Below are 23220 nucleotides of genomic sequence, written 5' to 3'. Positions count from 1 at the left end.
AGCAATTGGTCGGCTAGTCTCTCGCTATGGATTCGGAAAGGATCATCATGGCGGACAAGCGTGACATCATCGTCGTGGGCGGCGGAATCATCGGCGCCTCGATTGCCTGGCATCTGGTGGCGGCAGGGGCAAAGGTCCGGCTGATCGCCGGCAAGACCGGTGGCGTGGCAACGCCCACATCCTTTGCCTGGATCAATGCCAGCTGGGGCAATCCCGAACCCTATTTCCGGCTGAGAACCCGCTCGATGGCGGAATGGACACGGCTTGCCAAAGACGTGCCCGGCGTGCAGCTCGCATGGTGCGGCGGGCTTTGCTGGGACTTGCCGCGCGAGGAACTGCTTATCTTCGCCCGTGAGCATGGCAAGTGGGGATACGATGTCCGCGAAGTCGACGCAGATGAAGCGTCCCGGATCGAGCCGGCGGTCAAGAATCTCCCTGATCTTGCGCTGCATGTGCGGGAAGAGGGTGCGGCTGAGCCAGTTGCCGCGACCATTGCGCTGATTGAAAGCACCCGGGCACGGGGACTTGAGGTGCTCGAGGGCGTGGCTGTCACCGGCCTTGAAACGAAGGCCGGAAAGCTTACCGGCGTCCGGACTGCCGACGGCATCATGACCGCCGATGCGGTGGTGATCGCAAGCGGCGCCGATACGCTGAAGCTCGCTTCAACGATAGGCATTGCTGTTCCAATTGAAGCGCCGCCCGGGCTGATCGTGCATTCCAGGCCTGTGCCGAAGCTGCTGAACGGCCTGGTCATCGCCACCGAACTCCATGTCCGCCAGACACATGACGGCCGCATCATCGCCGGCAGCGATTTCGGCGGCACGGACCCCGGCAATGATGCCGAGGGCGCGGCGCGCGATCTGTTCGCGAAGCTCAAGGCATTCCTGAAGGACGGCGAATCGCTGGAGATGGATTTCCACACCGTCGGCTATCGCCCGACGCCAAAGGACGGCTTCCCGATACTGGGCGGGGCCGATGGTGTCGAGGGGCTCTACCTCGCTGTGACCCATTCCGGCATCACGCTGGCGCCGGCGATCGGGCGGTTTGCTGCTGAGGAAATCCTGACAGGCGCGTCGGAGCCTCTTCTGGCGCCCTACCGGCTCTCGCGATTCGCTGCCGCCTGAGTCGATTGGCCCGGCGAGGCGAACCGCTCCCGGTAGGCCTGCGGCGTCACGCCATAGCGGCGCAGGAACGCACGGCGCATCGTTTCCTCGGAACCGAATCCGCAACGCGATGCCGCGCGTCCGATGGGCGCCCCCTGTTCGAGCTGGCGCCGGGCGCTTTCGAGTCGAAGTTCCTCGATGGCGCGAGCGGGGGTCAGCCCGGTCTTTTCCCGATAGTGGCGCGAGAAGCTTCGCGTGCTCATTCCGGACTTGTCTGCGAGGTCGGAGAGCGACAGGCGGCGATGGAGGTTCTGCACGATCCAGGCATGCAAGTCGTCGAATCGTGATCCGGTATCCTGAAGCGCCAGCGCGACGGAGAATTGCGACTGTCCGCCGGGGCGCTTGAGGAATACGACGAGCTGGCGCGCCACCCGCAGCGCCGGCTCGCGTCCCAGATCGGCCTCGACGAGTGCCAGCGCGAGATCGATGCCCGATGTGACACCGGCCGAGGTCCAGATGTCACCGTCACGGATGAAGATCGGATCGGGATCGAGCTTTACCGAGGGGAAACGGCGCTTGAGGTCGTCGCAGCTCTGCCAATGGGTGACGACGCTCCGACCATCGAGCAGACCGGCCGCGGCGAGGATGAAGGCGCCACTGCAGACCGAAGCGGTGCGCCGGGCGAGCGCACTGCGCTCCCGGACCCAGGCAAGCGTCGCCGCATCCTCGCTGATCCGGTGGACGCCCCACCCTCCCGGCACGATCAGCGTATCGAGCGGAACATCCTCTCCCGGCAATCCCTCGCCGCCGATCAACAGGCCTGACGAAGTCCGCACCAGCGCGCTCCTGGCGACAACAACCGGGTCGTAGGGCCGGGGACGGCCCGCGATCGTCGCCATGTCATTGGCCGAGGCGAAGACCTGCAGCGGACCGGCGATGTCAAGCAGTTGGCTGTCGGGATAGGAGAGGATTTCGATGCGACGCTGCATTTGGCCAGATCTGTGGGCTATATGGCGATCTGGCCAAACCATGACGGGCTAATGTCATCAAGTCAACAGGAGGCATTCATGACGTTAGAAATTGGCCTGCTCGTCTTCCCCATGGTCCAGCAGTTGGACATGACCGGTCCCTACGAGGTCTTCGCCTCCACGCCCGGCACAAATGTGCATCTCGTCTGGAAGGATGCCGCGCCGTTGATATCGGCGACGGGTCTCGTCGTCATCCCGACCACGTCTTTCGAGGACTGCCCCAAGCTCGACGTCATCTGCGTGCCGGGCGGTGGCGGCGTCAATCCGCTGCTCGAGGACCGCGAGGTGCTCGATTTCGTCCGTCGGCAGGCAGCGGGCGCACGCTTCGTGACGTCGGTCTGCACAGGATCGCTGGTGCTCGGCGCTGCCGGCCTGCTCAAGGGCCGAAGGGCGACGACGCATTGGAACGCGCTCGACTTCCTGCCCCATTTCGGCGCAACGCCGGTGGCGGAGAGGATTGTCCGCGACGGCAATGTGATCACCGCCGGCGGTGTGACGTCAGGCATCGACTTCGGCCTGGCATTGTTGGCAGAGCTCTTCGGCGCCGACGAGGCCCGCACTGTTCAGCTGGCGCTGGAATATTCCCCCGCACCACCGTTCGCATCCGGCACGCCTCAGGAAGCGACGCCCGAGATCATCGCGGCTGCCCGGGGCCGCATGGCGGGTTCGCGAGCACAGCGCGAGAAGGTCATACCGACTCTCGTTGTTTGATCGGGCACGCGGGAAGGGCCGGTCGGCGGCGAAGGCACGCGCCTGTGCCGCCGGCCAGATCGCATGATCAATGCGCCATCGCCTTGACGATATCCTCGGTGACCTTCTTGGCGTCGCCGAGCAGCATCATGGTGCCGTCCTTGTAGAACAGCGTGTTGTCTATGCCGGCGTAGCCGGAGCCGAGTGAGCGCTTGACGAAGAGGCAGGTCTTGGCCTTGTCGACATCGAGGATCGGCATGCCGTAGATCGGCGAGGTCTTGTCGTCGCGGGCGGCGGGGTTGGTGACGTCATTGGCGCCGATGACATAGGCGACATCGGCCTGGCCGAAGTCGGAATTGATGTCTTCCAGCTCGAACACGTCGTCATAGGGCACGTTGGCTTCGGCAAGCAGCACGTTCATATGGCCCGGCATGCGGCCGGCGACGGGGTGGATTGCGTATTTGACCTCGACGCCGGCGGCCTTGAGCTTGTCACCCATTTCTCTGAGCGCGTGCTGGGCTTGCGCCACCGCCATGCCGTAGCCCGGCACGATGATGACCTTGGAGGCATTGGCCATCAGATAGGCCGCGTCCTCGGCCGAGCCGAGCTTGACCTGCTTGTCGGAATTGTCCTGCGCGGGACCACCCGTCTCACCGCCGAAGCCGCCGAGAATGACCGAGATGAAGGACCGGTTCATGCCCTTGCACATGATGTAGCTGAGGATCGCACCCGAGGAACCGACCAGCGCGCCGGTGATGATCAGCGCGAGATTGCCCAGGGTAAAGCCGATGCCGGCTGCAGCCCAGCCGGAATAGGAGTTCAGCATCGAGACGACGACCGGCATATCGGCGCCGCCGATCGGCACGATCAGAAGCACGCCGAAGACCAGCGCGAGGGCGACGATGAGCCAGAACACCAGATGGCTCTCGGTGACGGTGAGCACGCCGATCAGCACGACGATGGCGATGAACAGTGCGAGGTTGATCGCATGTCGCATCGGCAGCATGATCGGCTTGCCGCTCATCCGTCCGTCAAGCTTCAGGAAAGCGATGATCGAGCCGGTGAAGGTGATGGCGCCAATGGCCACGCCGAGCGACATTTCGACCAGCGCCTGAGCATGGATATGCTCGACTTCGCCGATGCCGAAGGATGACGGCGCATAGAGCGCTGCCGCAGCCACCAGCACGGCAGCGAGGCCGACGAGGCTGTGGAAGCCGGCGACGAGCTGCGGCATCGAGGTCATGGCGATGCGACGGGCAATGACCGCGCCGACGCCGCCGCCGATGGCGAGGCCGGCGATGATCAGGCCCCAGCCCGTGACACTGGGCGTGGCCAGCGCGAGCGTGGTGGCGATGGCTATACCCATGCCGACCATGCCATAGCGATTGCCCTGGCGGCTGGTGGACGGGTGGCTCAGCCCCCGGAGCGCCATGATGAACAGCACCCCGGACACGAGATAGAGGAAGGCAGCGATATTGACCGACATGTTATCCCGCCCTCACTTGTCTTTTTTCTTGTACATGGCGAGCATGCGCTGGGTGACCAGGAAGCCGCCGAAGATGTTGATCGAGGCAAGGATCAGCGCGACGAAGCCCATGCCGGTCGCGATGCCCGAAGCCGACAGGCCGACCGCGAGCAGCGCGCCGACGACGATGACAGAGGAGATCGCGTTGGTGACAGCCATCAGCGGCGTGTGCAGCGCCGGCGTCACCGACCAGACCACATAATAGCCGACGAAGATCGCCAGCACGAAGATCGCGAGCTGGAAGACGAACGGGTCGATGGCGCCGCCCGACAACACATGCGCCGCGTCGGCGATGGAAGGCTGTGTCGCGACCGCATCCTGGACGGCGGCAACGGCCTTGTCGAGATTTTCGAGGGCCTTGGTGACGGTTTCGGATGCCATGTTCAGCCCTCCTTCTTGAAGTTCGGATGCACGACCTGGCCGCCATGAGTCAGCATCGTCGCCTTGACCAGTTCGTCCTCGGCATTGATGACGACGTCCTTGGTCTCCTTGGAAATCAGCGTCTCGAGGAAGGTGAGCAGGTTCTTGGCGTAGAGCAACGAAGCCGACGCCGCGATACGTCCGGCGACATTGGCATAGGCAATAACGCGTACGCCTTCGACATCGGTGACCTGGTCGGCGACCGCGCCCTCGATATTGCCGCCGCGCTCAATGGCGAGATCGACGGCAACCGAGCCGGGCTTCATGGCCTTGAGCATGTCGCGCGTCACGAGCCGCGGGGCGGGACGGCCGGGGATCAGCGCCGTGGTGATGACGATGTCCTGCTTGGCGATGTGCTCGGCAACGAGCGCCGCCTGCTTGGCTTGATATTCCGCCGACATCGGCTTGGCATAGCCGGCAGCGGTTTCGGCGGCCTTGAATTCCTCGTCCTCGACCGCGATGAACTTGGCGCCGAGCGAGGCAACCTGTTCCTTGGCGGCGGGTCGCACGTCGGTCGCCGAAACTACGGCGCCAAGGCGCCGGGCGGTGGCGATAGCCTGGAGGCCGGCGACGCCGGCGCCCATGACGAACACCTTTGCCGCGGGCACGGTGCCGGCAGCAGTCATCATCATCGGTATGGCGCGGTCATAGACCGACGCCGCATCGATCACGGCCTGATAGCCCGCAAGATTAGCTTGGGAAGAGAGGATGTCCATCGACTGGGCGCGGGTGATACGCGGCATCAGTTCCATGGCGAAAGCCGTCAGCGAAGCGCCCGCTATTTCGGCGATCGCGTCTTCATTGCCATAGGGATCCATTGTGGCGATGACGACGGCGCCGGATTTGTAGCCCTTATGCTCCGCGCCGGTCGGGCGGCGGACCTTGAGGACGACATCGGCCGAGGCGGCATCCGCAGCGGTGCCAATGCGGGCACCGAACTTCTCGAACTCGCTGTCCGGGATACGGGAAAGCTCACCCGCGCCCGCCTCGACGATAACGTCGAGACCGAGCGCCTTCATCTTCTTCACCGTCTCAGGCGAACCCGCAACACGCGGCTCGCCGTCTACGGATTCACGCGCAATAAAGATAGTAGCCGCCACAAAGCCCTCCCCGGCATTCAGCAAACAACCGTGCCCGCCACATGCCGCAGCGAGCATCGATCACGAACGTTCGAGAATCGGATTACAGCAGATAGAAGCCGAGTGCCGTCAGAACGATAAAGAGCAGGGTCGAGAAGACAAAACCGGCCCCAGTGAAGAAACCGACCGCCATGCAGATGAGCAGAATGGCGATGGTCATGGTGCCGTATTTGGCAGCGAACATGAAACCCTTGTAGGTCTTGTCGTGCTCGGCATAATCCATGGAAGCACCCACTTCCACCGGCCCAGAATGATGTTCAGCCATCAAAGTCTCCCCAGTCGCGTCGGCATGGCGCGCCTTCGCAGGTCATTGTCGCAATAAGATCAGGCGGCGGATGGAATCCAGCCTTGTCTAGGCCTTACACAATGCAAAATCGAAGCGCAATGCAGCGGAAAGCCGCACGGGTACGGTCAAATCGATTTAGAGCCTTTCAGGACTAGATTGCAGCATTCTGCCGGAGCAGATTTTCGTCAGGATCAGAGGCGATTGGCGAAGGGCATACCCCAATGTACGGCCGAGCCGATCGCCTCTGATCCTGGCGAAAAGATGCCCGGCCCTTCGGGTTGGCTGAAACGGGCCGGCTGATCGACCGGCCGGCTTGGACGTAGATTTGGCTACGACGCGCGCCGGCCGGTCGACCATCCGACTCCGCTTGAGCCAACAGAATGCTGCAATCTAATCCTGAAAGGCTCTCACCGAACGAAAATGGCCCAGGCGTCACCGCCCGGGCCATTTGTCGAAAACCGGCAGGCGTTAGAGCTTGCCCTGGCGCTGCTGAATCATCATGAACGTGTCGAAGGTGTATTCGCCGATCTGCGCCCAGAGGTAGGAGTCCTTCTTGAACGCCAGCTGGTCATCGTAGATCTTCTTCCAGGCTGGGTTCGCGTCATTGAGCTCGGCATAGGTGGCGAGCGACGCATCATAGGCCGCCTGCAAGATTTCCTGGCTATAGGGCTTCAGCACGGCGCCGCCGGCGACGATCTCCTTGAGCGCCTTCGCATTGCGGGCATCGTATTTGGCCAGCATGTTCGAGTTGGCCGAGGCGCTGGCCGCCATCAGGATCGCCTGATAGTTCTTCGGCAGGCTGTTCCATTTCTCGAGATTGATCATCGCGTGGACGACCGGGCCGCCTTCCCAGAAGCCGGGATAATAGTAGTATTTGGCGACCTTGGCGAAGCCGAGCTTGTTGTCGTCATAGGGGCCAACCCACTCGGCGGCATCGATGGTGCCCTTTTCGAGCGCCGGATAGATATCACCGCCGGCGATCTGCTGCGGCACGACTCCGAGCCTTTCCATGACCTTGCCCGCGAGACCACCGATACGCATCTTCAGGCCCTGCAGGTCGGCGACAGTCTTGATCTCCTTGCGGAACCAGCCGCCCATCTGCACGCCGGTATTGCCGGCCGGAAACGCGATGAGATTCTGCGTCGCCAGGAACTCGTTGACCAGCGTCATGCCGTTGCCGGCATTGTACCAGGCGTTCTGCATGCGGGCGTTCAGGCCGAAGGGAATGGCCGAGGCAAGCGCGTAAGCCGCGTTCTTGCCGTAATAGTAGTAGGCGACCGTATGCGCCATTTCGACGGTGCCGGCGCCGGTGGCGTTGGCTGCCTCAAGACCCGGAACCAGCTCGCCAGCGGCGAAGACCTGGATGTCGAAGGCACCGCCCGTCATTGCACGGACCTGATCGGCGATATCGACGCCGCCGCCGTAGATCGTATCGAGGCCCTTCGGAAAGGAGGAAGCCAGACGCCAGGAAATCTTGGGATTTTCCTGCGCGAGAGCCGGTGCGGCAAGCGTGGTCGCAGCGGCCGCGCCGACGACGCCGGTACCGGCCTTCTTGAAGAATGAACGACGATCCATGAAATACCTCCCGTTGAGTTATTCTTGAGGAGGCTGTGTGGTTCGTGCTTCGCCTCCCCTGAGCACGCGGAGAGATAAACATCTAAGATGACGCCTTTCAAGCACAAGCGGCGATTTTGTTGCGATCCGGATTAGTCATTTCGTCGAATGGGTTGACAGTCCCATTCGTCTGCACAAAGAAGAGGCATAAATATCTACGGAGCATGAAATGCCGAGCCCGATCATCGCCATTCCCGCCGACACGCGCGAGATCGAGGGATATTACTGGCATGCGACCCCGAACCAGTATGTCAACGCCGTGGTCAAGGGTACTGGCGCGACGGCGATCGTCATTCCGGCGCTGATCGAAGGCAACGACATCGATTCCATCCTCGATCGGGTCGATGGCGTCATGCTCTCGGGTTCGCGCACCAATGTGAGCCCCAAGCTCTATGGCAAGGAAGAGACGGAGGCCGACGGACCTTTCGACCCGGCCCGCGACGCGACGACAATGGAGCTGATCCGCAAGACGATCGACCGCGGCATCCCCTTGCTTGCGATCTGCCGCGGCATCCAGGAACTCAACGTCGCACTCGGCGGCACGCTCGCAACCGAAATCCAAGACGGGCCGGGCATGTGGGATCATCGCCGGCCAGATGTCCCCACCCGCGACGAGATGTATGTCATCCGTCAGCCGGTGAGGATCAAGGAAGGCACCTGCATTGCCGACTTCCTTGGTGCAGGCGAGGTTCAGGTGAATTCGCTGCATCGCCAGGCAATCGGCGAAAAAGCCCCGAACCTCACCGTCGAGGCTGTCGCGGACGACGGCACGGTCGAAGCGGTCTCGGTGATCGGCGCGAAGAATTTCGCCGTGGGCGTTCAGTGGCATCCCGAATACTGGGTCGAGAGCGACGTCGTCTCTGCGAAACTATTCAAGGCCTTCGGAGAGGCCGTGAAGGCCTATGCCGCCCGCCGCTGATCCCTGACATAGCGCCAAAGCCTGTAGGCGAGCAGAACGGCAATAATCGTCGCATAGACGAAGGGCCGCGGCGGCCAGCTTTTCACCGCCATGAAGAAATGCGTGACGCCGAGAATGGCGATCACATAGGCCAGCTTGTGTAGCTGGCCCCAGGCCCGACCCATCGCCCGGATCGCCCGGTTGTTTGACGTGACCGCAAGCGCGATCAGACAGAGAAAGGCAACCATGCCGATGATGATGTATGGGCGCTTGAAAATATCCACGAAAATGACCGGCAGGTTCATCCCCCGATCGAGGATGAAATAGGTCAGGAAGTGGAACAGGACATAATAGAAGGTCAGCAGGCCGAAGGCGCGGCGGAAGCGGAACAGGTTGATCCGCGTGAGGTCCCGGAGCGGCGTGACGCAGAGCGTCACGATCAGGAACCTCAGTGCCCACTCGCCCAGCAGATGCTCGAAGGCCTGGATCGGATTGGCGCCGAGATTGTTGGTGGCGCCGAGATAGAAATACCAGAGGGCTGGAATGAGCCCGAAGCCGTAGATCCACCAGGATGAGACCTTGGCAAGCGTCTTGTTGATGCGCTTCGGGTAATCGACGGGTCGCCGGGCCGCCGAGGTTGCGTCGACCATGATCCAGTCCTCAATAATTCTCGATCAGGTCCATGCCGGCATAGAGCGAAGCCACCTGTTCGCCATAACCGTTGAACTTCTCGGTGTCGCGGCTCGTGCCGCCACCGAAGAAGCCGCCGCCGGTGCCGAGCACGCGCTCGCTCGCCTGGCTCCAGCGCGGATGGTCGCGCTCCGGATTGACGTTGGAATAGAAGCCGTATTCGCTGGCGGCCGCCATGTTCCAGGACGTCTCGGGTTGCTTGTCGGTGAAGGTGATCGTCTCGATCGACTTGACGCTCTTGAACCCATATTTCCAGGGCGTGACGAGCCGGATCGGCGCGCCGTTCTGGTTCGGCAGCTTGTCGCCATAGATGCCGACGGCCATCAGCGTCAGCGGATGCATGGCCTCGTCCAGCCTAAGTCCCTCGCGATAGGGCCATTCGAGAACGGGATAATTCACGCCGGGCATCTCTTCCGGCCGGAGCGCCGTGCGGAAGGCGACATATTTGGCGCTGCCTAGCGGCTCAACCTTCTTCAAGAGGTCCGACAGCATGAAGCCGGTCCAGGGCAGCACCATGGACCAGGCCTCGACGCAGCGGAAGCGATAGACGCGCTCCTCGAGCGGCAGCGTTGCCATCAGTTCCTCGACGTCGAATTCCATCGGCTTGGCAACCATGCCGTCGATCTTGATCTTCCAGGGGAACGGCTTGAAGTTGCCGGAATAATTGGCCGGATCTTCCTTGCCGGTGCCGAACTCATAATAGTTATTGTAGGTGGTCGCATCCTCCTTCGGGGTAATCTTGTCGTTCACCATGTAGTCGGACTTCTTGGCGTTCAACGCTGCGACAGCACCGGAGCCAGCGATTCCCGCCAGCCCGATCGCGCCGGCACCGGCAATGAAATGCCGGCGATTGAGGTAGAATTTCCTCGGCGTGATCTCGGAGGACGGGATCGCAGGCGTCTTGAAGGTGGGCATGGGAAGCTCCTAGAACTTTTCTCTAACACCTATACGCTCAATTTCGGGCGGGTGTTTCACGGCACCGGTCACGAGCGCGTGAAAAAGTTCGAGGCGGATTGTCGCGCTATTTCTTGAACCGGCTGCGGAGCCAAAACAGGATGAAAAAGGCAAGCACGATCACCGCGCCAGCGGCCGCGCCCAGGAGAGGGGAAATCTCGCCAAGCCCGAGCACGATGGCCGGCATGAAATAGAGGGCCGCGCCGACCACCAGCAGGATAATTGCGGCCGCAATCGCATTGTTCTTCGTCTGGTTTCCGTTTTCCGTCATTGCGGAAGGGCGTTCCTTATGTCTTCGAGCTTGCGCTTCTGGCTGCCGTCAGCATTGAAATTGGCAGGCTCGAGCCAGGCTTCGAACGCCGCCTTGAGACGCGGCCATTCGTCATTGATCATGGAGAACCATGCCGTGTCACGATTCTTGCCGCGCGACAACATATGCTTGCGGAAAACGCCTTCGAAGGTGAAGCCGAGGCGGTTCGCCGTGACCTTGCTCGCCTCGTTGGCATTGTCGCATTTCCACTCATAGCGACGGTAGCCGAGATCGTCGAACACGTGCCGTGCCATGAGGTAATGGACTTCGGTCGACAGCGGCGAGCGCGCCATGGCGAGGCCATGGCCGACACCGCCGACCTCGACCACGCCGTTCGCCGGATCGGCGCGCATATAGTGCGCCATGCCCACGACTTCGCCGGTGTTGTTGTCGCGGAAGAGTTCGGTGAGCCAGCCGCTGGTCTTGACCTTGTCCAGCCAGTCGGCGAATTCCTCGGCATTGGCGAAATTCGGCGCCGCAAAATATTTGAGCCGCTCATTGGTGCCGAGTTCCCCCAGCGCTTTCCAAAGCGCCTCGGCATGCTCGCCGCGGATATAGGGTTCGATCGTGACGAAGCGGCCCTTGAGCGTGACCGGCTTCGGAGCGGGACGGGGCTTCCAGTTGGTGAGGTCTTCCATTGGCTCTCGCAAAGATTCAGCATTCGATGCGGCGATATCAGCGCCGCACCGGCGATTAAGCAAATGAAATCTCGTGAACTAACTTCACGCGACCTTGGCGGACGCCACTGTCGCCTCGATGTGGTCGATCAGACCGTCGGCGAGACCGAGACGGCCGGCCAGCAGGTCGAGATAGCCACGCTCCGCCCGACCATCCGGCTCTATGGCAATGCGCGACGCCGTGTAGAGCTCTACCTTCTGGCTCTCGGTCGCCGCGGCAGCAATGAGCGCATCGAGATCGACCGGATTGGAAAGTTCCTGGTTGAGGAAGTCTTCCGCATCGGCGCCGAGCCCGGCGAGCTTGACCTTACCGAGGATCGCCTCGCGTTCGACATCGTCGATATGACCATCGGCGCGCGCCGCGGCGATCATGGCACGGACGAGGATCACGGCGAAATCGGCATTGTTGGCTTCATCCTCGACATTAAAGCCTGTGCCCGTGGGCGGGGGCAAGAGTTCGGGTTCGGCCGTGGCGGCTGTGGATGCATCCGCCGGCTGGGGCTGTTGCCCGGCCTGCCAGTTCTTGTAGGCCTGGTAGCCGAGACCAGCGATGGCCGCGAGGCCGCCGAGTTTCAACGCGGAGCCGCCGAGCTGCCGGCCCGTACTGGTACCAAGCAGGACCGCAGCAATCGCACCGGTCGCCAGCGGATTGTCCTTGGCCATCTGGCCGAGTTGGCCCGCCCGATCCCTGACCGAGCCACCCGCGCCGGGCACCTGGCTGCCGAGAAACTGATCCAGCAACTTCTTCGCGTCGAACATGCAGTCCTCCTGTTTAGCCTCAAGGGGTCGGAGGACAACATAGGATCACGGCGGGAGTATTACAAAGGCAAGCAGCTTCGAATGTTGGGAGAGGTTATCCCCTCAGCGCCGCTGCCTCAGCCGCCAACTTGGTGATGCCATCCCAGTCTCCGGCAGCCACCATGGCCTTCGGTGCGACCCAGGAGCCGCCGACGCAGACGACGTTCGGCAACGAGAGATAATCCATCGCATTCTTGAGCGAGACGCCGCCGGTGGGGCAGAACTGGATGCCTGCGAGGGGAGAGGCGAGCGCGCCGAGATAGCTGGCGCCGCCGGCCTGTTCGGCGGGGAAGAATTTCATGACGGTGTAGCCGCGGTCGCGGACCTGCATGACTTCGGTCGCGGTCGCCGTGCCCGGCAGGAGCGGGATATCGGACTGATCGGCGGCGTCGAGCACGGAGGTGCCGGCGCCCGGGGAGACGATGAACTTCGAACCGGCTTTCACAGCCTGGTCCCATTGCCTGGCGTCGAGCACGGTGCCAGCACCGGCGATGGCACCCTCGACTTCGTCGGCGACGGCCTTGATCGCGTCGAGCGCGGCGGGCGTGCGCATGGTGATTTCGATCGCCTTCAGCCCACCCTTCACCAGTGCCCGCGCGAGCGGGACCGCGGACTTGGCGTCCTCGATGATGATCACGGGAACCACCGGCTGCAGCCGCAGCGTCGCAAGCAGGTTTTCGGTCTTGGAGTTCATCGGGACCATCCTTTTCAAACGATTGAATGCGAGGCCTAGATACTGCGGTCGCCTGCGCATGTCGAGGGGCAAACTATCTGGCGGATGCTGCCACAATATGACAGCATAGCGCGCTAGGCTGCTGTCAGAAACAGGTTGGACCCCATGTCACGCTCTGAACGTCTGCTCGAACTGATCCAGACCCTCCGTCGCTATCGCCGGCCCGTCAGCGGGCAGACGCTCGCGGATGAGACGAATGTCAGTCTGCGCACGCTCTATCGCGATATCGCGACGTTGCAGGCACAGGGAGCGGATATCGAAGGCGAGCCCGGTATGGGCTACATTCTGAAACCGGGGTTTCTCTTGCCACCACTGATGTTTTCAGAAGATGAGATCGAAGCCCTGGTGCTGGGTTCGCGCTGGGTCGCGAGCCGCACCGACAGCGATCTGTCCCGTGCGGCCTCCAACGTGCTGGCCAAGATCGCGGCCGTGCTGCCCGACGACATGAAGCCGAAGCTCGAGAGCTCGAATCTTCTCGTGCCGCAGTACCATAACGAGATTGCCGACGTCGTTGATCTCTCCCTTGTGCGCAAGGCGATCCGCAACGAACACATCGTCGAGATCGGCTATGTCGACGCGGCCGGGGTGCCGACCGAGCGCCGGATCTGGCCCTTCGCGCTCGGTTTCTATGACCGGGTGCGCGTGGTCGCTGCCTGGTGCGAGATGCGCAACGACTTCCGCAACTTCCGCACCGATCGCATCCAGCGCATGGAGCCCCAGGGCAAGCGCTATCCGCGCCGCAAGGCGGAACTGCTCAAGGCCTGGCGGATTGCGGAGGGCCGCGACAATTCGTCGAATACTGACAATATTTGACAGTATCTGTCGATAGTCCGTTCCTGTTCGCATTCAACACCGAAAGGAACGGCCATGAGCCCGGATTTCATGCTTCTCTATGTCAACGACCCCGCCGCAAGCGCTCGCTTCTATGGCGACCTGTTGGGCAAACAACCTCTCGATGCGTCCCCTGGCTTCGTCATGTTCGGCCTTGGTAACGGCATGCGGCTCGGCCTCTGGGGCAAGGATACGGTCGCACCGTCACCCAACCAGCCCGGCGGTTTCGAGATTGGCTGGCCGGTCGAGAGCGACGCCGAGGTCGATCGCCTCTCCCAGGAATGGTCGGAGCGCGGCGTGACCATTGCCCAGCAGCCCGAGACCATGAGCTTCGGCCGCACCTTCACCGCGCTCGACCCGGATGGCCATCGCCTCCGCGTCTACAAGCCGGCGCTGCGCCAATGACCGCCTGGATCGGCGTGGCCTCCGCCGACCACGTCGGCCGCGGCCGCGCTGGCGGTTTCATGCAGGTCTGCCATGGCAAGTCGGGTCCGCTTTCGCGGATCCGGCCCGGCGACGACATCATATACTATTCGCCATCGACCGAAATGGGCGGCGGCGAGCGGGTGCAGAGCTTTACGGCGGCTGGCCGTGTCGCGGACAGCGATGCCTATCGCTTCGACATGGGCAACGGTTTTGTGCCGACGCGGCGGGATGTCGCGTGGTTGGAAACCCGGACGACACCGATCCAGCCGCTGCTTGAGCAGTTGCAGTTCACGCAAGGCAAGCGGAACTGGGGCTATGTATTCCGGTTCGGGGTGGTGAAGATTTCGGAGGCTGATCGGGACGTGATTTTGGAGGCGATGGGCGCGCATTAGGGCGCCCCGCTTCTCCCCCTGGGGAGAAGGTGGCCCGCAGGGCCGGATGAGGGGTTCCCAGAACCACTGAGTATGCCGCTGAGAACCCCTCAACTGCCCTTCGGGCATCTACTTCCCAGGGGGAGATGCGGGGGCGAATAGTCTCCGGCGCATCCATACAGCGCCCTGCGACGCCCGATCCCGTTGCGCTTTGTAGCCGATGGCGCTATGTCGCCGGACATGATCGACGAGACGACAATTCCGGCAGCGGCACAGGGCGCTTGGCGCGTCGCTGCACTCTACCACTTCACACGGGTGGACGACCACACGCGGCTGCGCGAGCCGCTGCAGACGCTCTGCGAAGAGAACGATGTCTGCGGCACCCTGCTGCTCGCCCATGAGGGCATCAACGGAACGATCGGCGGCCCGGACGAAGGCGTCGAGACGGTGCTCGCCTTCCTTCGCGACCAGCCGGAATTCGCGACGCTGGAACACAAGGAAAGCCGCGCATCGAAGAAGCCCTTCCTGCGCATGAAGGTGAAGCTCAAGAAAGAGATCGTCACCATGGGCGTCGAGACGATCGACCCGCTCAAGGTCGTCGGCACCTATGTCGAGCCGACCGACTGGAATGCGCTGATCAGCGATCCCGACACGATCGTTATTGACACGCGCAACGACTACGAGACAGCGATCGGCACCTTCAAGGGCGCGGTCGACCCCAATATCAAGACATTCCGCGAATTCCCCGACTGGGTCCGCGAACATGGCGAACTGCGCGCCAAGCCGAAGATCGCGATGTTCTGCACCGGCGGCATCCGCTGCGAGAAGGCGACGGCCTTCATGAAGGAAGAGGGCTTCGACGAGGTCTTCCACCTCAAGGGCGGCATCCTGAAATATCTCGAACAAGTGCCCGCAGAACAGAGCCTCTGGGAAGGCGCCTGCTTCGTCTTCGACGAACGCGTCTCTGTCGTTCACGGCCTTGAGGAAGGCGACCACAAGCTTTGCCGCGCCTGCCGCAATCCGTTGACATCGGAAGCCATGGCCTCGCCGCTCTATGAAGCCGGTGTCTCCTGTCCCGCCTGCCACGAGGTCCGCACCGAGGACGACCGCAACCGCTTCCGCGAACGCGAGAAGCAGGCGCGGCTCGCCCGCGAACGCGGCCAGCGGCATGTGGGCAGCTAACATACGTGCATTATTTTGCACTTACAAAGGACGACAGATCTGCTATCATTTGATCGATCGTGAAGCAGGTCGACCTTGGAAACGAGCACAGCCAAGATACGCAAGCGGCTGGAGCAGGAAGCATGGCGCCTTGCACGAAACGGCGCCAATCACGACATTTACTGGCACGACGAAAAGGGTCTCTTCGCCACGATTCCGCGACACCAGACAGTCAGCCCTGGTGTTGCCCGGCAGATCGCCAAGGTGGCCGGCTGGGACGAGCATGGAGATGGATCATGAAACGCTATCCCGCATTTCTCGACGGTCAAGCCGGTGCCTATGGCATCGTGTTTCCCGATGTCGATGGGGCAATGGCCATGGGCAGCACCCTTGACGAAGCTTTGATCAACGCCGAAGGGGCGCTGCGCGACTATGCGCAGGAGATGGCGAGTGATGGCCGCGAGATGCCCGCGCCTTCGGATCCGGAGAAGGTGATCGTGCCGGATGGCAGTGCATTGGTGCTCATTCCTCTGATCAGGACCTCTGGCAAGGCGGTCCGCGCCAATATGGTCCTTGACGAAGACGTGCTGGCCTACATAGACAGCGAGGCCAAACGGCGCTCCATGACGCGCACTGCTTTTGTGACATGGATGACGCGCCGGATCGCCCAAGCCGGATAGGAAACACCGATGTTCGAAACGCTGACTGCCGCTCCGCCCGACAAGATCCTGAACCTCTCGGTTCTCTACCGTGCCGACACCAGGCCGGACAAGATGGATCTCGGCGTCGGCGTCTACAAGGATTCCTCCGGCGCAACCGTGATCATGAAGGCGGTGCGCGAGGCCGAGAAGCGCCTCTATGACAGCCAGACCACCAAGACCTATCTCGGCATGGCCGGCGACGAGGGCTTCAACAAGGCGATGCTGAAGATGGTCTTCGGCGCCGACGGCGATTATTCCCGCCTCTTTGCCTGCCAGACGGCGGGCGGCACCGGCGCACTTCGCACACTGGCCGAACTGCTTGCCAAGAGCCGGCCCGATGCGACGGTGTGGCTCTCGGACCCGACCTGGGCGAACCACTTGCCGATCCTCAAGGCCGCGCATCTCAACACCGCGACCTATCCCTATTTCGACGCTGTCTCCGGCATGGTGAAGTTCGACCAGATGCTGGAGGGCCTGAAGGCCGCCAAGCCGGGCGACATCGTCATGCTGCATGGCTGCTGCCACAACCCGACAGGCGCCAACCTGACGCTGGCCCAATGGGCCAAGGTCGCCGACCTGCTGGTCGAGCGAGAACTCTTCCCCTTTGTCGACCTCGCCTATCAGGGTTTTGGCGATGGGCTCGAGGAAGACTGCGCGCCGACCCGGCTGTTGGCAAAGAAGGTGCCGGAAATGGCGATCGCCACCTCCTGCTCCAAGAATTTCTCCGTCTATCGCGACCGCGTCGGCTGCGCCATGCTGCTCGGCAGGGATGCCGATGCCGTCAAGATCGCCGGCAGCCAGGCGCTGATGATGACCCGCACCATGTATTCCATGCCGCCGGACCACGCCGCCGCCGCCGTGCGCATCATCCTCGATGACGAGGCGCTGACCGCCAACTGGAAGGCCGAGCTGGAAGAAATGCGGCTGCGCATGCTCAACCTGCGCAAGGGTTTTGCCGAGGCGCTGCGCCGCTTCTCCAATTCCGACCGTTTCGATTTCATCGCCGAACATCGTGGCATGTTCTCGCGCCTCGGACTGACAGAGGCACAGGTCGACCGGCTGCGCGAGGAGTATGGGATCTACATGGTCGGCGACAGCCGCTTCAACGTCGCGGGTCTGAAGGAAGACAGGCTTGAAGAACTTGCAAAAGCCGTGGTTTCGGTCCTCTAGCCGCAGCGGGGAACCTTGACTCCCGGGTACTACCGCTGATCTACTTCTGCCATTGATGCTCTTACGAAAAACGCTCGGCGAGCTTCGCCGGGTGTTTTTGTTTGAAGGTGATGGCGGCCTTGGCACTCACACTGGTCTCATTCGGAAATCCCCGCCTGCTCGACGGCAGCGGCTTGACGATCGCGTTTCCTGAAAAGGCTCTGCTCGCCGCTGCCTATGTTTCCGCCCGATCCAGCCGAAGCATCACGCGCGCCGAGCTCGCGGCCTTCCTCTGGGGCGAGGATTCGGGCAATCCGCTGGTCAATCTGCGCAAGCTCCTCTCCCGCGTCAAAGCCCGCCAGTCGGAGATCGGCGCCGTCGTTCTCGACACGCATGACAGCGATGTCACGGTGCCCGCCAACAGCTTCGATTGCGACTTCATGCTATTGAAGGGTCTGCCCGCCGATCGTCCGGCGGAAATCGTCAGGATGTCGCTCGCGACGATTACCGGCGCCTTCTTCGCGGGCGTCGACGCCTCTTCCGACAAGGCGGAACTGTGGCTGGCAGCACAGCAGGAACAGCTGCTCTCGCGTTTCACGCGGGCGTTGGAGGCCCTCGCCAGCCAGGATGGCCCCTTGGCCGACCTGCATTTGCAAAAGCAGGCCGCCTATCGACTGCTCGAATTCGATCCCTACAACGAAACCGCCTACCGCTCGCTGATCAATGCCCTCGCCGGAGAGGGTAACTTGGCGCAGGCGAAGGCCATGTTCGATCGATACAGGAGCCGGCTGCAGGAGGATCTCAACGCCGAGCCGGAGGCTAGCATGTTGGCCCTCGGAGATCACATCGCGCGCCAGGCGATGAAACGTTTGCCGGCCGCGCCCGTGGAGGCTGCCCCGAAAATTGCGGCTACCGGCAACTCCCCTCTGCCGCGGCTGATGCTGATGCCGCCGCCACCGCCGGACAGGATCCATCACACCGGCCTGCTCGCCACCAGCCTCCTCGAAGACGTCACGATCAGCCTTTGCCGGGCGCGGAGCATTCAGCTCGTGGCGCAGCACACCGCGCGCCGCATAGCTGCGATGGAAGAAGCCGGGCAGCAGGAAGCCTATCGGAACTGGGACGTATCCTATGTTCTGGAAACCCGGTTTGCGCCCACCGCGGGCGGCGAGGCGCTTTTCGCCTCGCTTGTCAGCATCGCCGAAGACGCAATCATTTGGGCGGAACGCCTGCCCATTGATCCCTCCAGCCTTGGCAGCGCCTACAACACCATGGTCCGCCGCGTTTCGGCAGTTGCGCTGTCGCAGATCGAACGACGCGAATTCGCCCGTATCGATCGCAACACGACGCCGACGGCCTATCAGAACTTCCTCATCGGCAAGCACTATGTGCGCAACATGGAGTTGCCCGACATCCGCCGTGCCCGCAAGGCATTCCGGGAAACGCTCAAGGAAATGCCGGACTTTCCGCCGGCACTCGGCGGTCTCTCGCGCACTGCGCATCTCGAATGGCTGATAACGGCGCGCGGCGATACCGAGTTGCTCAAACTGTCCGAGAAGTTTGCCAAGGCCGCGATGGATGCCGATGCCGACGACTCCGAGGGCTTTCACCAGCTTGGCGTGTCCAGACTGTACCGCGGCGCCTTCGACGAGAGCATCGAACTCTTCGAAATCGCCGAACGCAATGCACCGTCGCATGCAGACCTCATAGCGGATCATGCCGACACGCTCGTCCACGCCTCGCAGCTGGAAGAGGCGCTCGCCAAGATCAATCTCGCCTTCGAGCTCAATCCATTTGCTCCGGACTCCTACTGGTGGACCAAGGCCGGCGCGAATTATGCGCTGGGCCGTTATGAGGCCGCGATCGACAGCCTCACCCAGGTGGCCGACCAGACCAATGTGTTGCGCTTCAACGCCGCCTGTTGGGCGATGCAGGGAGATACGCGCCGAGCGCGTGCCTATATGCGCCGGACCATGGAGCATTTCCCCGACTTCGAAATCGACAAGTGGCTGTCGTTGATTCCGATCCGCGACCCTGCCCAACAGGACCAATACCGCGAAGGATTGCGTCGCGCCGGGTTCAAGTGATCCGGCACCGGCGACCATCCGGTGTGTCACGCTTGTGTCACGCCATTGTCGCTACCCGTGTATTGGGCGGATTCACAAATTTCCTATCTGTCGTCGAATGCCCCGGCACGGCCTGATCACAAGCCGTACCGGGACACCACAACGGAAGCCATCTGCAGCCCTGCCGGAGGCTTCCGTCACCCCGCCGCTGCCGGAGGAATTTCTTCCGGCGGCGGAAACCACAACTTCCTACAGCCTTGACTTGGCGCTCCATGCGGAACGTCAGCCGTCAGCCGATGCCAGCGATAGTCCCGGGAAGCCGACCTATGGAATCAGATACAAAGAACAAGTGGACCTACGCAATACTGATCCTTGGCTTGCTTGTGACTTGTATCGGATTTGCCCTGCGTGAGGCGACGCTCCTCGGCTGGCTATGATCGCCGCGAATGACTGGGACGTTTTCCTTGGGGCGGGCGATTCGAGGCCCCGAGCCGGGCGCTTGAAACTGCATCATCGCCTTCATATTTGACTCTTATCAAGGTTTCATTCGAACGCGGACGCGCCGGAATGAGGACGGCGGGCATTGTCCGCCGCCGCCCATATGTCGTTGTCCGCCGAGGACATCACGATGGGTTACATCGACAGGGAATTGCACGCCGAAGCCGACAGCGAACTGCTCGACGCCTACTCCAGAACCGTATCCCACGCCGTCGAGTTGGTCGGCCCCTCCGTGGCGCAGATCACGGTCGGCGCCAATGGGCGCGGCGGCCAGGGCTCGGGCTTCGTCATCTCGCCTGATGGGCTTGTTATCACCAACAATCACGTCGTCTCGGATGCGAAGACCGTTCGCGTCTACATGCCGGACGGTTTTTCGAGCGAGGCGCGGGTGCTTGGGCGCGATCCGGATACCGACATCGCACTGATCCGGACGGATACCAGCCTCAGCGCCGCGGCGCCTCTTGGCAACTCGAAAAATTTGAAGCGTGGCCAGATCGCCATCGCGATCGGCAATCCGCTTGGCTTCGAATGGACGGTCACGGCCGGTGTAGTCTCAGCGCTCGGACGCTCCATGCGGGCGCAGAACGGGCGGCTTATCGATGACGTGATCCAGACCGACGCATCGCTCAATCCCGGCAATTCCGGCGGGCCGCTGGTCTCAACATCCGGCGAGGTGATCGGCGTCAACACCGCCGTGATCCGCGGCGCGCAGGGCATCGCCTTTGCTGTCGCCTCAAACACGGCGAATTTCGTCATCTCGGAGATCCTGCGCTTCGGCCATGTCCGCCGCGCCTATATCGGCGTCGCGGGCGACACGATCGCCCTGCCCCGGCGTATCGCCGTTCGGGCGAATTCCAATGCCGAGAGCGCGGTCAGGGTCCGGCGAGTGGAGCCAGGCGGGCCGGCGGAAACGGCAGGGCTGCAGGAAGGCGACATCATCCTCGCCGTCGAGGACCAGCCGGTGCAGGGCATCGACGATCTGATCCGGCTGCTCAATGGCGAGCGCATCGGCAAGCCGACGGAACTTCTCGTTCTGCCGCTCGGCAACCTTCTGGAAACGCGGATGATCACGCCTGCCGCACGGCCCTAGGGTCTTTCACCAGGAAGCGCTCCTATCCAATCGCGGAATTCCTCGAGCGTGCGGCACATCCCGTCGCGCGCTTCCGGCGTGGAGAGAATCTCGTTCATGCGCTCGGCAGCCTTGCCGAGAAGATGCACGGAAAAGCCGATCTCCGGCTTGAGTTTCAGCGACATGGTGCGCAACACTTCCTGAAGCGCCGAAAGCGCGTGGTCGCTGCGGGTCGAGGCCCGGACGATCAGCGCCGGCTTGTCGGGGATCTCGTCGCGCGACACCATCCAGTCGAGCGCATTCTTGATCCCTCCCGGAATGCCATGGGCATATTCCGGACAAGCGAAGACCAGCCCATCGGCCTCGCGGATCGAGCGACCCAAGGCCTCGACGGAAGGCGGCGTAAGTTCGCCTTCCCGATCGGGGTTGAAGATCGGCAATTCGCCGATCAGGTCGGATATGTCGAGCGTCACGCCCACGGGTGCATTCTCCGCGAGCGCGCGCAGCAGCGCCGTATTGGTCGAGACGCGGCGCAGGCTCCCCGAAATGCCGAGGAGCTTCATCTCACTCAGCGGCCTCGGGGGCCTTGGTGCTGGCGAAGTTGCCCTTGGGGAATTCGCTGGCGAGTTCGCTATACCATTTGCCGCTCTTCTTGACGGTGCGGACCTGGGTCTCGTAGTCGACATGGACGAGGCCGAAGCGCATCTTGTAGCCTTCCGCCCATTCGAAATTGTCCATCAGCGACCAGGCGAAATATCCGCGCATCGGGAAGCCTTCCTTGATCAGGTCGGCGGTCACCGAAAGATGGTCGCCATAGTAGTCGAGCCGCGGCTGGTCATCGACCTCGCCATCGGCGCCGACGCCCATATTGTAGGCCGCGCCGTTTTCGGTGATGTAGCAATCCGGCAGGTCGTATTTCGAGTAGAGATCGCGGACGACATGGCTGAGGCCGGTGGAGTCGATCTCCCAGCCGATATCGGTTTTTTCCGGCTTCACGGCCGGCGCCTGGATATGCGCCGGATAGGGTGCATCCGGGTTCGGATCGGCAGCCACGCGCATCGGCGTGTAGTAGTTCAGGCCCCACCAGTCGATCTTCTGGTTGATCGTCTTGAGGTCATTCTCCTCGATGACCGGCATGATCGGCTCATAGGCTTCGATCAGGTCCTGGGGATAGGCACCCTTGAAGAGCGGACCGAAGAACATGTCGTTGTGGAAATCCTCGGCGCGCTTGGCGGCGGCGAGATCGGCTTCCGTCTGCGTGGCCGGAATGACCGACATCGCATTGTAGACGATGCCGACGGGCAGTTTCGGCGCTTCCGCCCGGATTGCCTCGACGCCGAGGCCGTGGGCGAGATTGGTGTAATGCGCGGCGTGCAGGGTGGCCTGCATGTTTTGCTCGCCCGGCGCATGGATGCCGAGGAGATGCGAGAGGATGACCGAGCACCAGGGCTCGTTGAAGGTCGCCACCGCATCGAGCCGGTCACCGAGACGGCGGATCACCGTCTGGGCGTAGCGCTGGAAGGCATAGGCGGTCGAGCGGGCGGTCCAGCCGCCATCACCCATCAGCGTCAGGGGCAGGTCCCAGTGGTAGAGGGTGGCGAAGGTCTTGATCCCGCGCTGCTTGCAGCCGTCGACGAGCCGGTCGTAGAAATCGAGACCCTTCTCGTTGAGCGGACCAGTCCCATCAGGATAGACCCGCGGCCAGGCGATCGAGAAGCGATAGGCTTCGACACCCAATTCCTTGATCAGGTCGAGATCCTCGTCCAGACGATTGTAGTGGTCGCAGGCGACGTCGCCATTGTCGCGGTTATGGACCCTGCCCGGCATGTTGGCAAAGGCATCCCAGATCGACGGCTTGCGGCCATCGGCCTTCGAGGCGCCTTCGATCTGGAAGGCGGCGGTCGCAACGCCGAAGACGAAATCACCCGGGAAGCGGGCAGCGAGCTTTTTCGGATCCATGAGAAATTGTTCCGTCGATAGGTGGACAGTGATGGCTCGACCTCCACTAAACAAGCAGAGCTGGCATGTACAGACTGAAATTTTCAAATCTGTAACGTTACAGTTTAGATTCTGTGATCGAAAG

The 23220-nt window shown here is 62.4% G+C and carries 26 protein-coding genes; 12 read left to right on the top strand and 14 right to left on the bottom strand.

The features are described from left to right. Positions 1 to 47 precede the first annotated feature (47 nt). Positions 48 to 1124 carry an NAD(P)/FAD-dependent oxidoreductase gene (locus AC2YI2_RS13670; protein ID WP_487387026.1) on the top strand — a complete coding sequence of 359 codons (1077 nt, stop codon included), beginning with the start codon at positions 48 to 50 and terminating at the stop codon, positions 1122 to 1124. On the opposite strand, the gene AC2YI2_RS13665 is transcribed toward AC2YI2_RS13670, so the two are convergent. Continuing rightward, positions 1094 to 2092, bottom strand: a complete 999-nt coding sequence (locus tag AC2YI2_RS13665; RefSeq protein WP_487387025.1) for a GlxA family transcriptional regulator — start codon at positions 2090 to 2092, stop codon at positions 1094 to 1096. The genes AC2YI2_RS13670 and AC2YI2_RS13665 overlap by 31 nt on opposite strands. 78 nt (positions 2093 to 2170) lie before the next feature. Here AC2YI2_RS13665 and AC2YI2_RS13660 point away from each other — a divergent pair, with 78 nt between their 5' ends. Continuing rightward, entirely contained in the window at positions 2171 to 2842 is a 672-nt protein-coding gene (locus tag AC2YI2_RS13660; RefSeq protein ID WP_487387024.1) for a DJ-1/PfpI family protein, read from the top strand. Positions 2843 to 2909: 67 nt separating this feature from the next. On the opposite strand, the gene AC2YI2_RS13655 is transcribed toward AC2YI2_RS13660, so the two are convergent. The 5 genes from AC2YI2_RS13655 to AC2YI2_RS13635 form a co-directional block, all read right to left on the bottom strand. After that, entirely contained in the window at positions 2910 to 4307 is a 1398-nt protein-coding gene (locus AC2YI2_RS13655; RefSeq protein WP_487387023.1) for an NAD(P)(+) transhydrogenase (Re/Si-specific) subunit beta, read from the bottom strand. Positions 4308 to 4319: 12 nt separating this feature from the next. Beyond that, a complete protein-coding gene (locus AC2YI2_RS13650; protein WP_487387022.1) occupies positions 4320 to 4727 on the bottom strand; it encodes a proton-translocating transhydrogenase family protein in 408 nt (135 codons plus the stop codon). A gap of 2 nt (positions 4728 to 4729) precedes the next feature. Then, positions 4730 to 5866, bottom strand: a complete 1137-nt coding sequence (locus tag AC2YI2_RS13645; protein ID WP_487387021.1) for a Re/Si-specific NAD(P)(+) transhydrogenase subunit alpha — start codon at positions 5864 to 5866, stop codon at positions 4730 to 4732. An 82-nt stretch (positions 5867 to 5948) separates the two neighbouring features. Continuing rightward, positions 5949 to 6170, bottom strand: a complete 222-nt coding sequence (locus tag AC2YI2_RS13640) for an aa3-type cytochrome c oxidase subunit IV (RefSeq protein ID WP_487387020.1) — start codon at positions 6168 to 6170, stop codon at positions 5949 to 5951. 489 nt (positions 6171 to 6659) lie between these two features. Next, entirely contained in the window at positions 6660 to 7766 is a 1107-nt protein-coding gene (locus tag AC2YI2_RS13635) for a TRAP transporter substrate-binding protein (protein WP_487387019.1), read from the bottom strand. A gap of 208 nt (positions 7767 to 7974) precedes the next feature. Here AC2YI2_RS13635 and AC2YI2_RS13630 point away from each other — a divergent pair, with 208 nt between their 5' ends. Continuing rightward, positions 7975 to 8724, top strand: coding sequence for a gamma-glutamyl-gamma-aminobutyrate hydrolase family protein (locus tag AC2YI2_RS13630; RefSeq protein WP_487387018.1), 750 nt, complete (start codon positions 7975 to 7977; stop codon positions 8722 to 8724). On the opposite strand, the gene msrQ is transcribed toward AC2YI2_RS13630, so the two are convergent. The 6 genes from msrQ to AC2YI2_RS13600 form a co-directional block, all read right to left on the bottom strand. Next, positions 8706 to 9353 (bottom strand): protein-methionine-sulfoxide reductase heme-binding subunit MsrQ, encoded by a 648-nt coding sequence (msrQ, locus tag AC2YI2_RS13625; protein ID WP_487387017.1) that lies wholly within the window; start codon positions 9351 to 9353, stop codon positions 8706 to 8708. The two genes, AC2YI2_RS13630 and msrQ, sit on opposite strands and share 19 nt — an antisense overlap. Before the next feature lie 10 nt (positions 9354 to 9363). Continuing rightward, positions 9364 to 10308, bottom strand: a complete 945-nt coding sequence (gene msrP, locus AC2YI2_RS13620; RefSeq protein ID WP_487387016.1) for a protein-methionine-sulfoxide reductase catalytic subunit MsrP — start codon at positions 10306 to 10308, stop codon at positions 9364 to 9366. Between the two features lie 106 nt (positions 10309 to 10414). After that, on the bottom strand, positions 10415 to 10618 hold the full coding sequence (locus AC2YI2_RS13615; protein ID WP_487387015.1) for a hypothetical protein: 204 nt from the start codon (positions 10616 to 10618) through the stop codon (positions 10415 to 10417). Further along, positions 10615 to 11295 (bottom strand): GNAT family N-acetyltransferase, encoded by a 681-nt coding sequence (locus AC2YI2_RS13610; protein WP_487387014.1) that lies wholly within the window; start codon positions 11293 to 11295, stop codon positions 10615 to 10617. The genes AC2YI2_RS13615 and AC2YI2_RS13610 overlap by 4 nt, the downstream gene beginning before the upstream one ends. Before the next feature lie 84 nt (positions 11296 to 11379). Beyond that, positions 11380 to 12093 (bottom strand): tellurite resistance TerB family protein, encoded by a 714-nt coding sequence (locus AC2YI2_RS13605; RefSeq protein WP_487387013.1) that lies wholly within the window; start codon positions 12091 to 12093, stop codon positions 11380 to 11382. Positions 12094 to 12187: 94 nt separating this feature from the next. Continuing rightward, a complete protein-coding gene (locus tag AC2YI2_RS13600; RefSeq protein ID WP_487387012.1) occupies positions 12188 to 12826 on the bottom strand; it encodes a 2-dehydro-3-deoxy-phosphogluconate aldolase in 639 nt (212 codons plus the stop codon). A gap of 144 nt (positions 12827 to 12970) precedes the next feature. Here AC2YI2_RS13600 and AC2YI2_RS13595 point away from each other — a divergent pair, with 144 nt between their 5' ends. The 9 genes from AC2YI2_RS13595 to AC2YI2_RS13555 all read left to right on the top strand — a co-directional run bounded on the left by AC2YI2_RS13595 (position 12971) and on the right by AC2YI2_RS13555 (position 21158). Next, complete coding sequence (locus AC2YI2_RS13595; RefSeq protein ID WP_487387011.1) at positions 12971 to 13678, top strand: helix-turn-helix transcriptional regulator; 708 nt, start codon at positions 12971 to 12973, stop codon at positions 13676 to 13678. A gap of 54 nt (positions 13679 to 13732) precedes the next feature. Next, positions 13733 to 14101, top strand: coding sequence for a VOC family protein (locus AC2YI2_RS13590; RefSeq protein WP_487387010.1), 369 nt, complete (start codon positions 13733 to 13735; stop codon positions 14099 to 14101). Further along, positions 14098 to 14514, top strand: a complete 417-nt coding sequence (locus AC2YI2_RS13585) for an EVE domain-containing protein (RefSeq protein ID WP_487387009.1) — start codon at positions 14098 to 14100, stop codon at positions 14512 to 14514. Before AC2YI2_RS13590 ends, AC2YI2_RS13585 begins: the two co-directional genes overlap by 4 nt. 219 nt (positions 14515 to 14733) lie before the next feature. Then, on the top strand, positions 14734 to 15675 hold the full coding sequence (gene trhO / locus AC2YI2_RS13580) for an oxygen-dependent tRNA uridine(34) hydroxylase TrhO (protein WP_487387246.1): 942 nt from the start codon (positions 14734 to 14736) through the stop codon (positions 15673 to 15675). Positions 15676 to 15750: 75 nt separating this feature from the next. After that, entirely contained in the window at positions 15751 to 15954 is a 204-nt protein-coding gene (locus AC2YI2_RS13575) for a type II toxin-antitoxin system HicA family toxin (protein WP_487387008.1), read from the top strand. Continuing rightward, positions 15951 to 16334, top strand: coding sequence for a type II toxin-antitoxin system HicB family antitoxin (locus AC2YI2_RS13570; protein WP_487387007.1), 384 nt, complete (start codon positions 15951 to 15953; stop codon positions 16332 to 16334). Before AC2YI2_RS13575 ends, AC2YI2_RS13570 begins: the two co-directional genes overlap by 4 nt. 9 nt (positions 16335 to 16343) lie before the next feature. Then, positions 16344 to 17525, top strand: coding sequence for an amino acid aminotransferase (locus AC2YI2_RS13565; RefSeq protein ID WP_487387006.1), 1182 nt, complete (start codon positions 16344 to 16346; stop codon positions 17523 to 17525). 119 nt (positions 17526 to 17644) lie between these two features. Beyond that, positions 17645 to 19591, top strand: a complete 1947-nt coding sequence (locus AC2YI2_RS13560; RefSeq protein ID WP_487387005.1) for an AfsR/SARP family transcriptional regulator — start codon at positions 17645 to 17647, stop codon at positions 19589 to 19591. A 607-nt stretch (positions 19592 to 20198) separates the two neighbouring features. Further along, positions 20199 to 21158: a S1C family serine protease gene (locus AC2YI2_RS13555; RefSeq protein ID WP_487387004.1), complete on the top strand. Its 960-nt coding sequence runs from the start codon at positions 20199 to 20201 to the stop codon at positions 21156 to 21158. Here AC2YI2_RS13555 and AC2YI2_RS13550 read toward each other — a convergent pair. Together AC2YI2_RS13550 and AC2YI2_RS13545 are read right to left on the bottom strand one after the other, a co-directional pair. Further along, positions 21155 to 21700, bottom strand: coding sequence for an NADPH-dependent FMN reductase (locus AC2YI2_RS13550; RefSeq protein WP_487387003.1), 546 nt, complete (start codon positions 21698 to 21700; stop codon positions 21155 to 21157). The genes AC2YI2_RS13555 and AC2YI2_RS13550 overlap by 4 nt on opposite strands. 1 nt (position 21701) lies before the next feature. Continuing rightward, positions 21702 to 23096 (bottom strand): GH1 family beta-glucosidase, encoded by a 1395-nt coding sequence (locus tag AC2YI2_RS13545; RefSeq protein WP_487387002.1) that lies wholly within the window; start codon positions 23094 to 23096, stop codon positions 21702 to 21704. Between the last annotated feature and the right edge of the window lie 124 nt (positions 23097 to 23220).

It is taken from the genome of Rhizobium sp. SRI_017, assembly GCF_057586295.1.
Note: the sequence above shows the minus strand (reverse complement) of the source record. Positions and strands in the feature narration are given on the sequence as shown.

Bases quoted from the DNA above. Each gene is read 5' to 3' on its own strand.
- AC2YI2_RS13670 (WP_487387026.1), top strand. From the start codon at position 48: ATGGCGGACAAGCGTGACATCATCGTCGTGGGCGGCGGAATCATCGGC.
- AC2YI2_RS13665 (WP_487387025.1), bottom strand. From the start codon at position 2,092: ATGCAGCGTCGCATCGAAATCCTCTCCTATCCCGACAGCCAACTGCTT.
- AC2YI2_RS13660 (WP_487387024.1), top strand. From the start codon at position 2,171: ATGACGTTAGAAATTGGCCTGCTCGTCTTCCCCATGGTCCAGCAGTTG.
- AC2YI2_RS13655 (WP_487387023.1), bottom strand. From the start codon at position 4,307: ATGTCGGTCAATATCGCTGCCTTCCTCTATCTCGTGTCCGGGGTGCTG.
- AC2YI2_RS13650 (WP_487387022.1), bottom strand. From the start codon at position 4,727: ATGGCATCCGAAACCGTCACCAAGGCCCTCGAAAATCTCGACAAGGCC.
- AC2YI2_RS13640 (WP_487387020.1), bottom strand. From the start codon at position 6,170: ATGGCTGAACATCATTCTGGGCCGGTGGAAGTGGGTGCTTCCATGGAT.
- AC2YI2_RS13635 (WP_487387019.1), bottom strand. From the start codon at position 7,766: ATGGATCGTCGTTCATTCTTCAAGAAGGCCGGTACCGGCGTCGTCGGC.
- AC2YI2_RS13630 (WP_487387018.1), top strand. From the start codon at position 7,975: ATGCCGAGCCCGATCATCGCCATTCCCGCCGACACGCGCGAGATCGAG.
- msrQ (WP_487387017.1), bottom strand. From the start codon at position 9,353: ATGGTCGACGCAACCTCGGCGGCCCGGCGACCCGTCGATTACCCGAAG.
- msrP (WP_487387016.1), bottom strand. From the start codon at position 10,308: ATGCCCACCTTCAAGACGCCTGCGATCCCGTCCTCCGAGATCACGCCG.
- AC2YI2_RS13615 (WP_487387015.1), bottom strand. From the start codon at position 10,618: ATGACGGAAAACGGAAACCAGACGAAGAACAATGCGATTGCGGCCGCA.
- AC2YI2_RS13610 (WP_487387014.1), bottom strand. From the start codon at position 11,295: ATGGAAGACCTCACCAACTGGAAGCCCCGTCCCGCTCCGAAGCCGGTC.
- AC2YI2_RS13605 (WP_487387013.1), bottom strand. From the start codon at position 12,093: ATGTTCGACGCGAAGAAGTTGCTGGATCAGTTTCTCGGCAGCCAGGTG.
- AC2YI2_RS13600 (WP_487387012.1), bottom strand. From the start codon at position 12,826: ATGAACTCCAAGACCGAAAACCTGCTTGCGACGCTGCGGCTGCAGCCG.
- AC2YI2_RS13595 (WP_487387011.1), top strand. From the start codon at position 12,971: ATGTCACGCTCTGAACGTCTGCTCGAACTGATCCAGACCCTCCGTCGC.
- AC2YI2_RS13590 (WP_487387010.1), top strand. From the start codon at position 13,733: ATGAGCCCGGATTTCATGCTTCTCTATGTCAACGACCCCGCCGCAAGC.
- AC2YI2_RS13585 (WP_487387009.1), top strand. From the start codon at position 14,098: ATGACCGCCTGGATCGGCGTGGCCTCCGCCGACCACGTCGGCCGCGGC.
- trhO (WP_487387246.1), top strand. From the start codon at position 14,734: ATGATCGACGAGACGACAATTCCGGCAGCGGCACAGGGCGCTTGGCGC.
- AC2YI2_RS13570 (WP_487387007.1), top strand. From the start codon at position 15,951: ATGAAACGCTATCCCGCATTTCTCGACGGTCAAGCCGGTGCCTATGGC.
- AC2YI2_RS13565 (WP_487387006.1), top strand. From the start codon at position 16,344: ATGTTCGAAACGCTGACTGCCGCTCCGCCCGACAAGATCCTGAACCTC.
- AC2YI2_RS13555 (WP_487387004.1), top strand. From the start codon at position 20,199: ATGGGTTACATCGACAGGGAATTGCACGCCGAAGCCGACAGCGAACTG.
- AC2YI2_RS13550 (WP_487387003.1), bottom strand. From the start codon at position 21,700: ATGAAGCTCCTCGGCATTTCGGGGAGCCTGCGCCGCGTCTCGACCAAT.
- AC2YI2_RS13545 (WP_487387002.1), bottom strand. From the start codon at position 23,096: ATGGATCCGAAAAAGCTCGCTGCCCGCTTCCCGGGTGATTTCGTCTTC.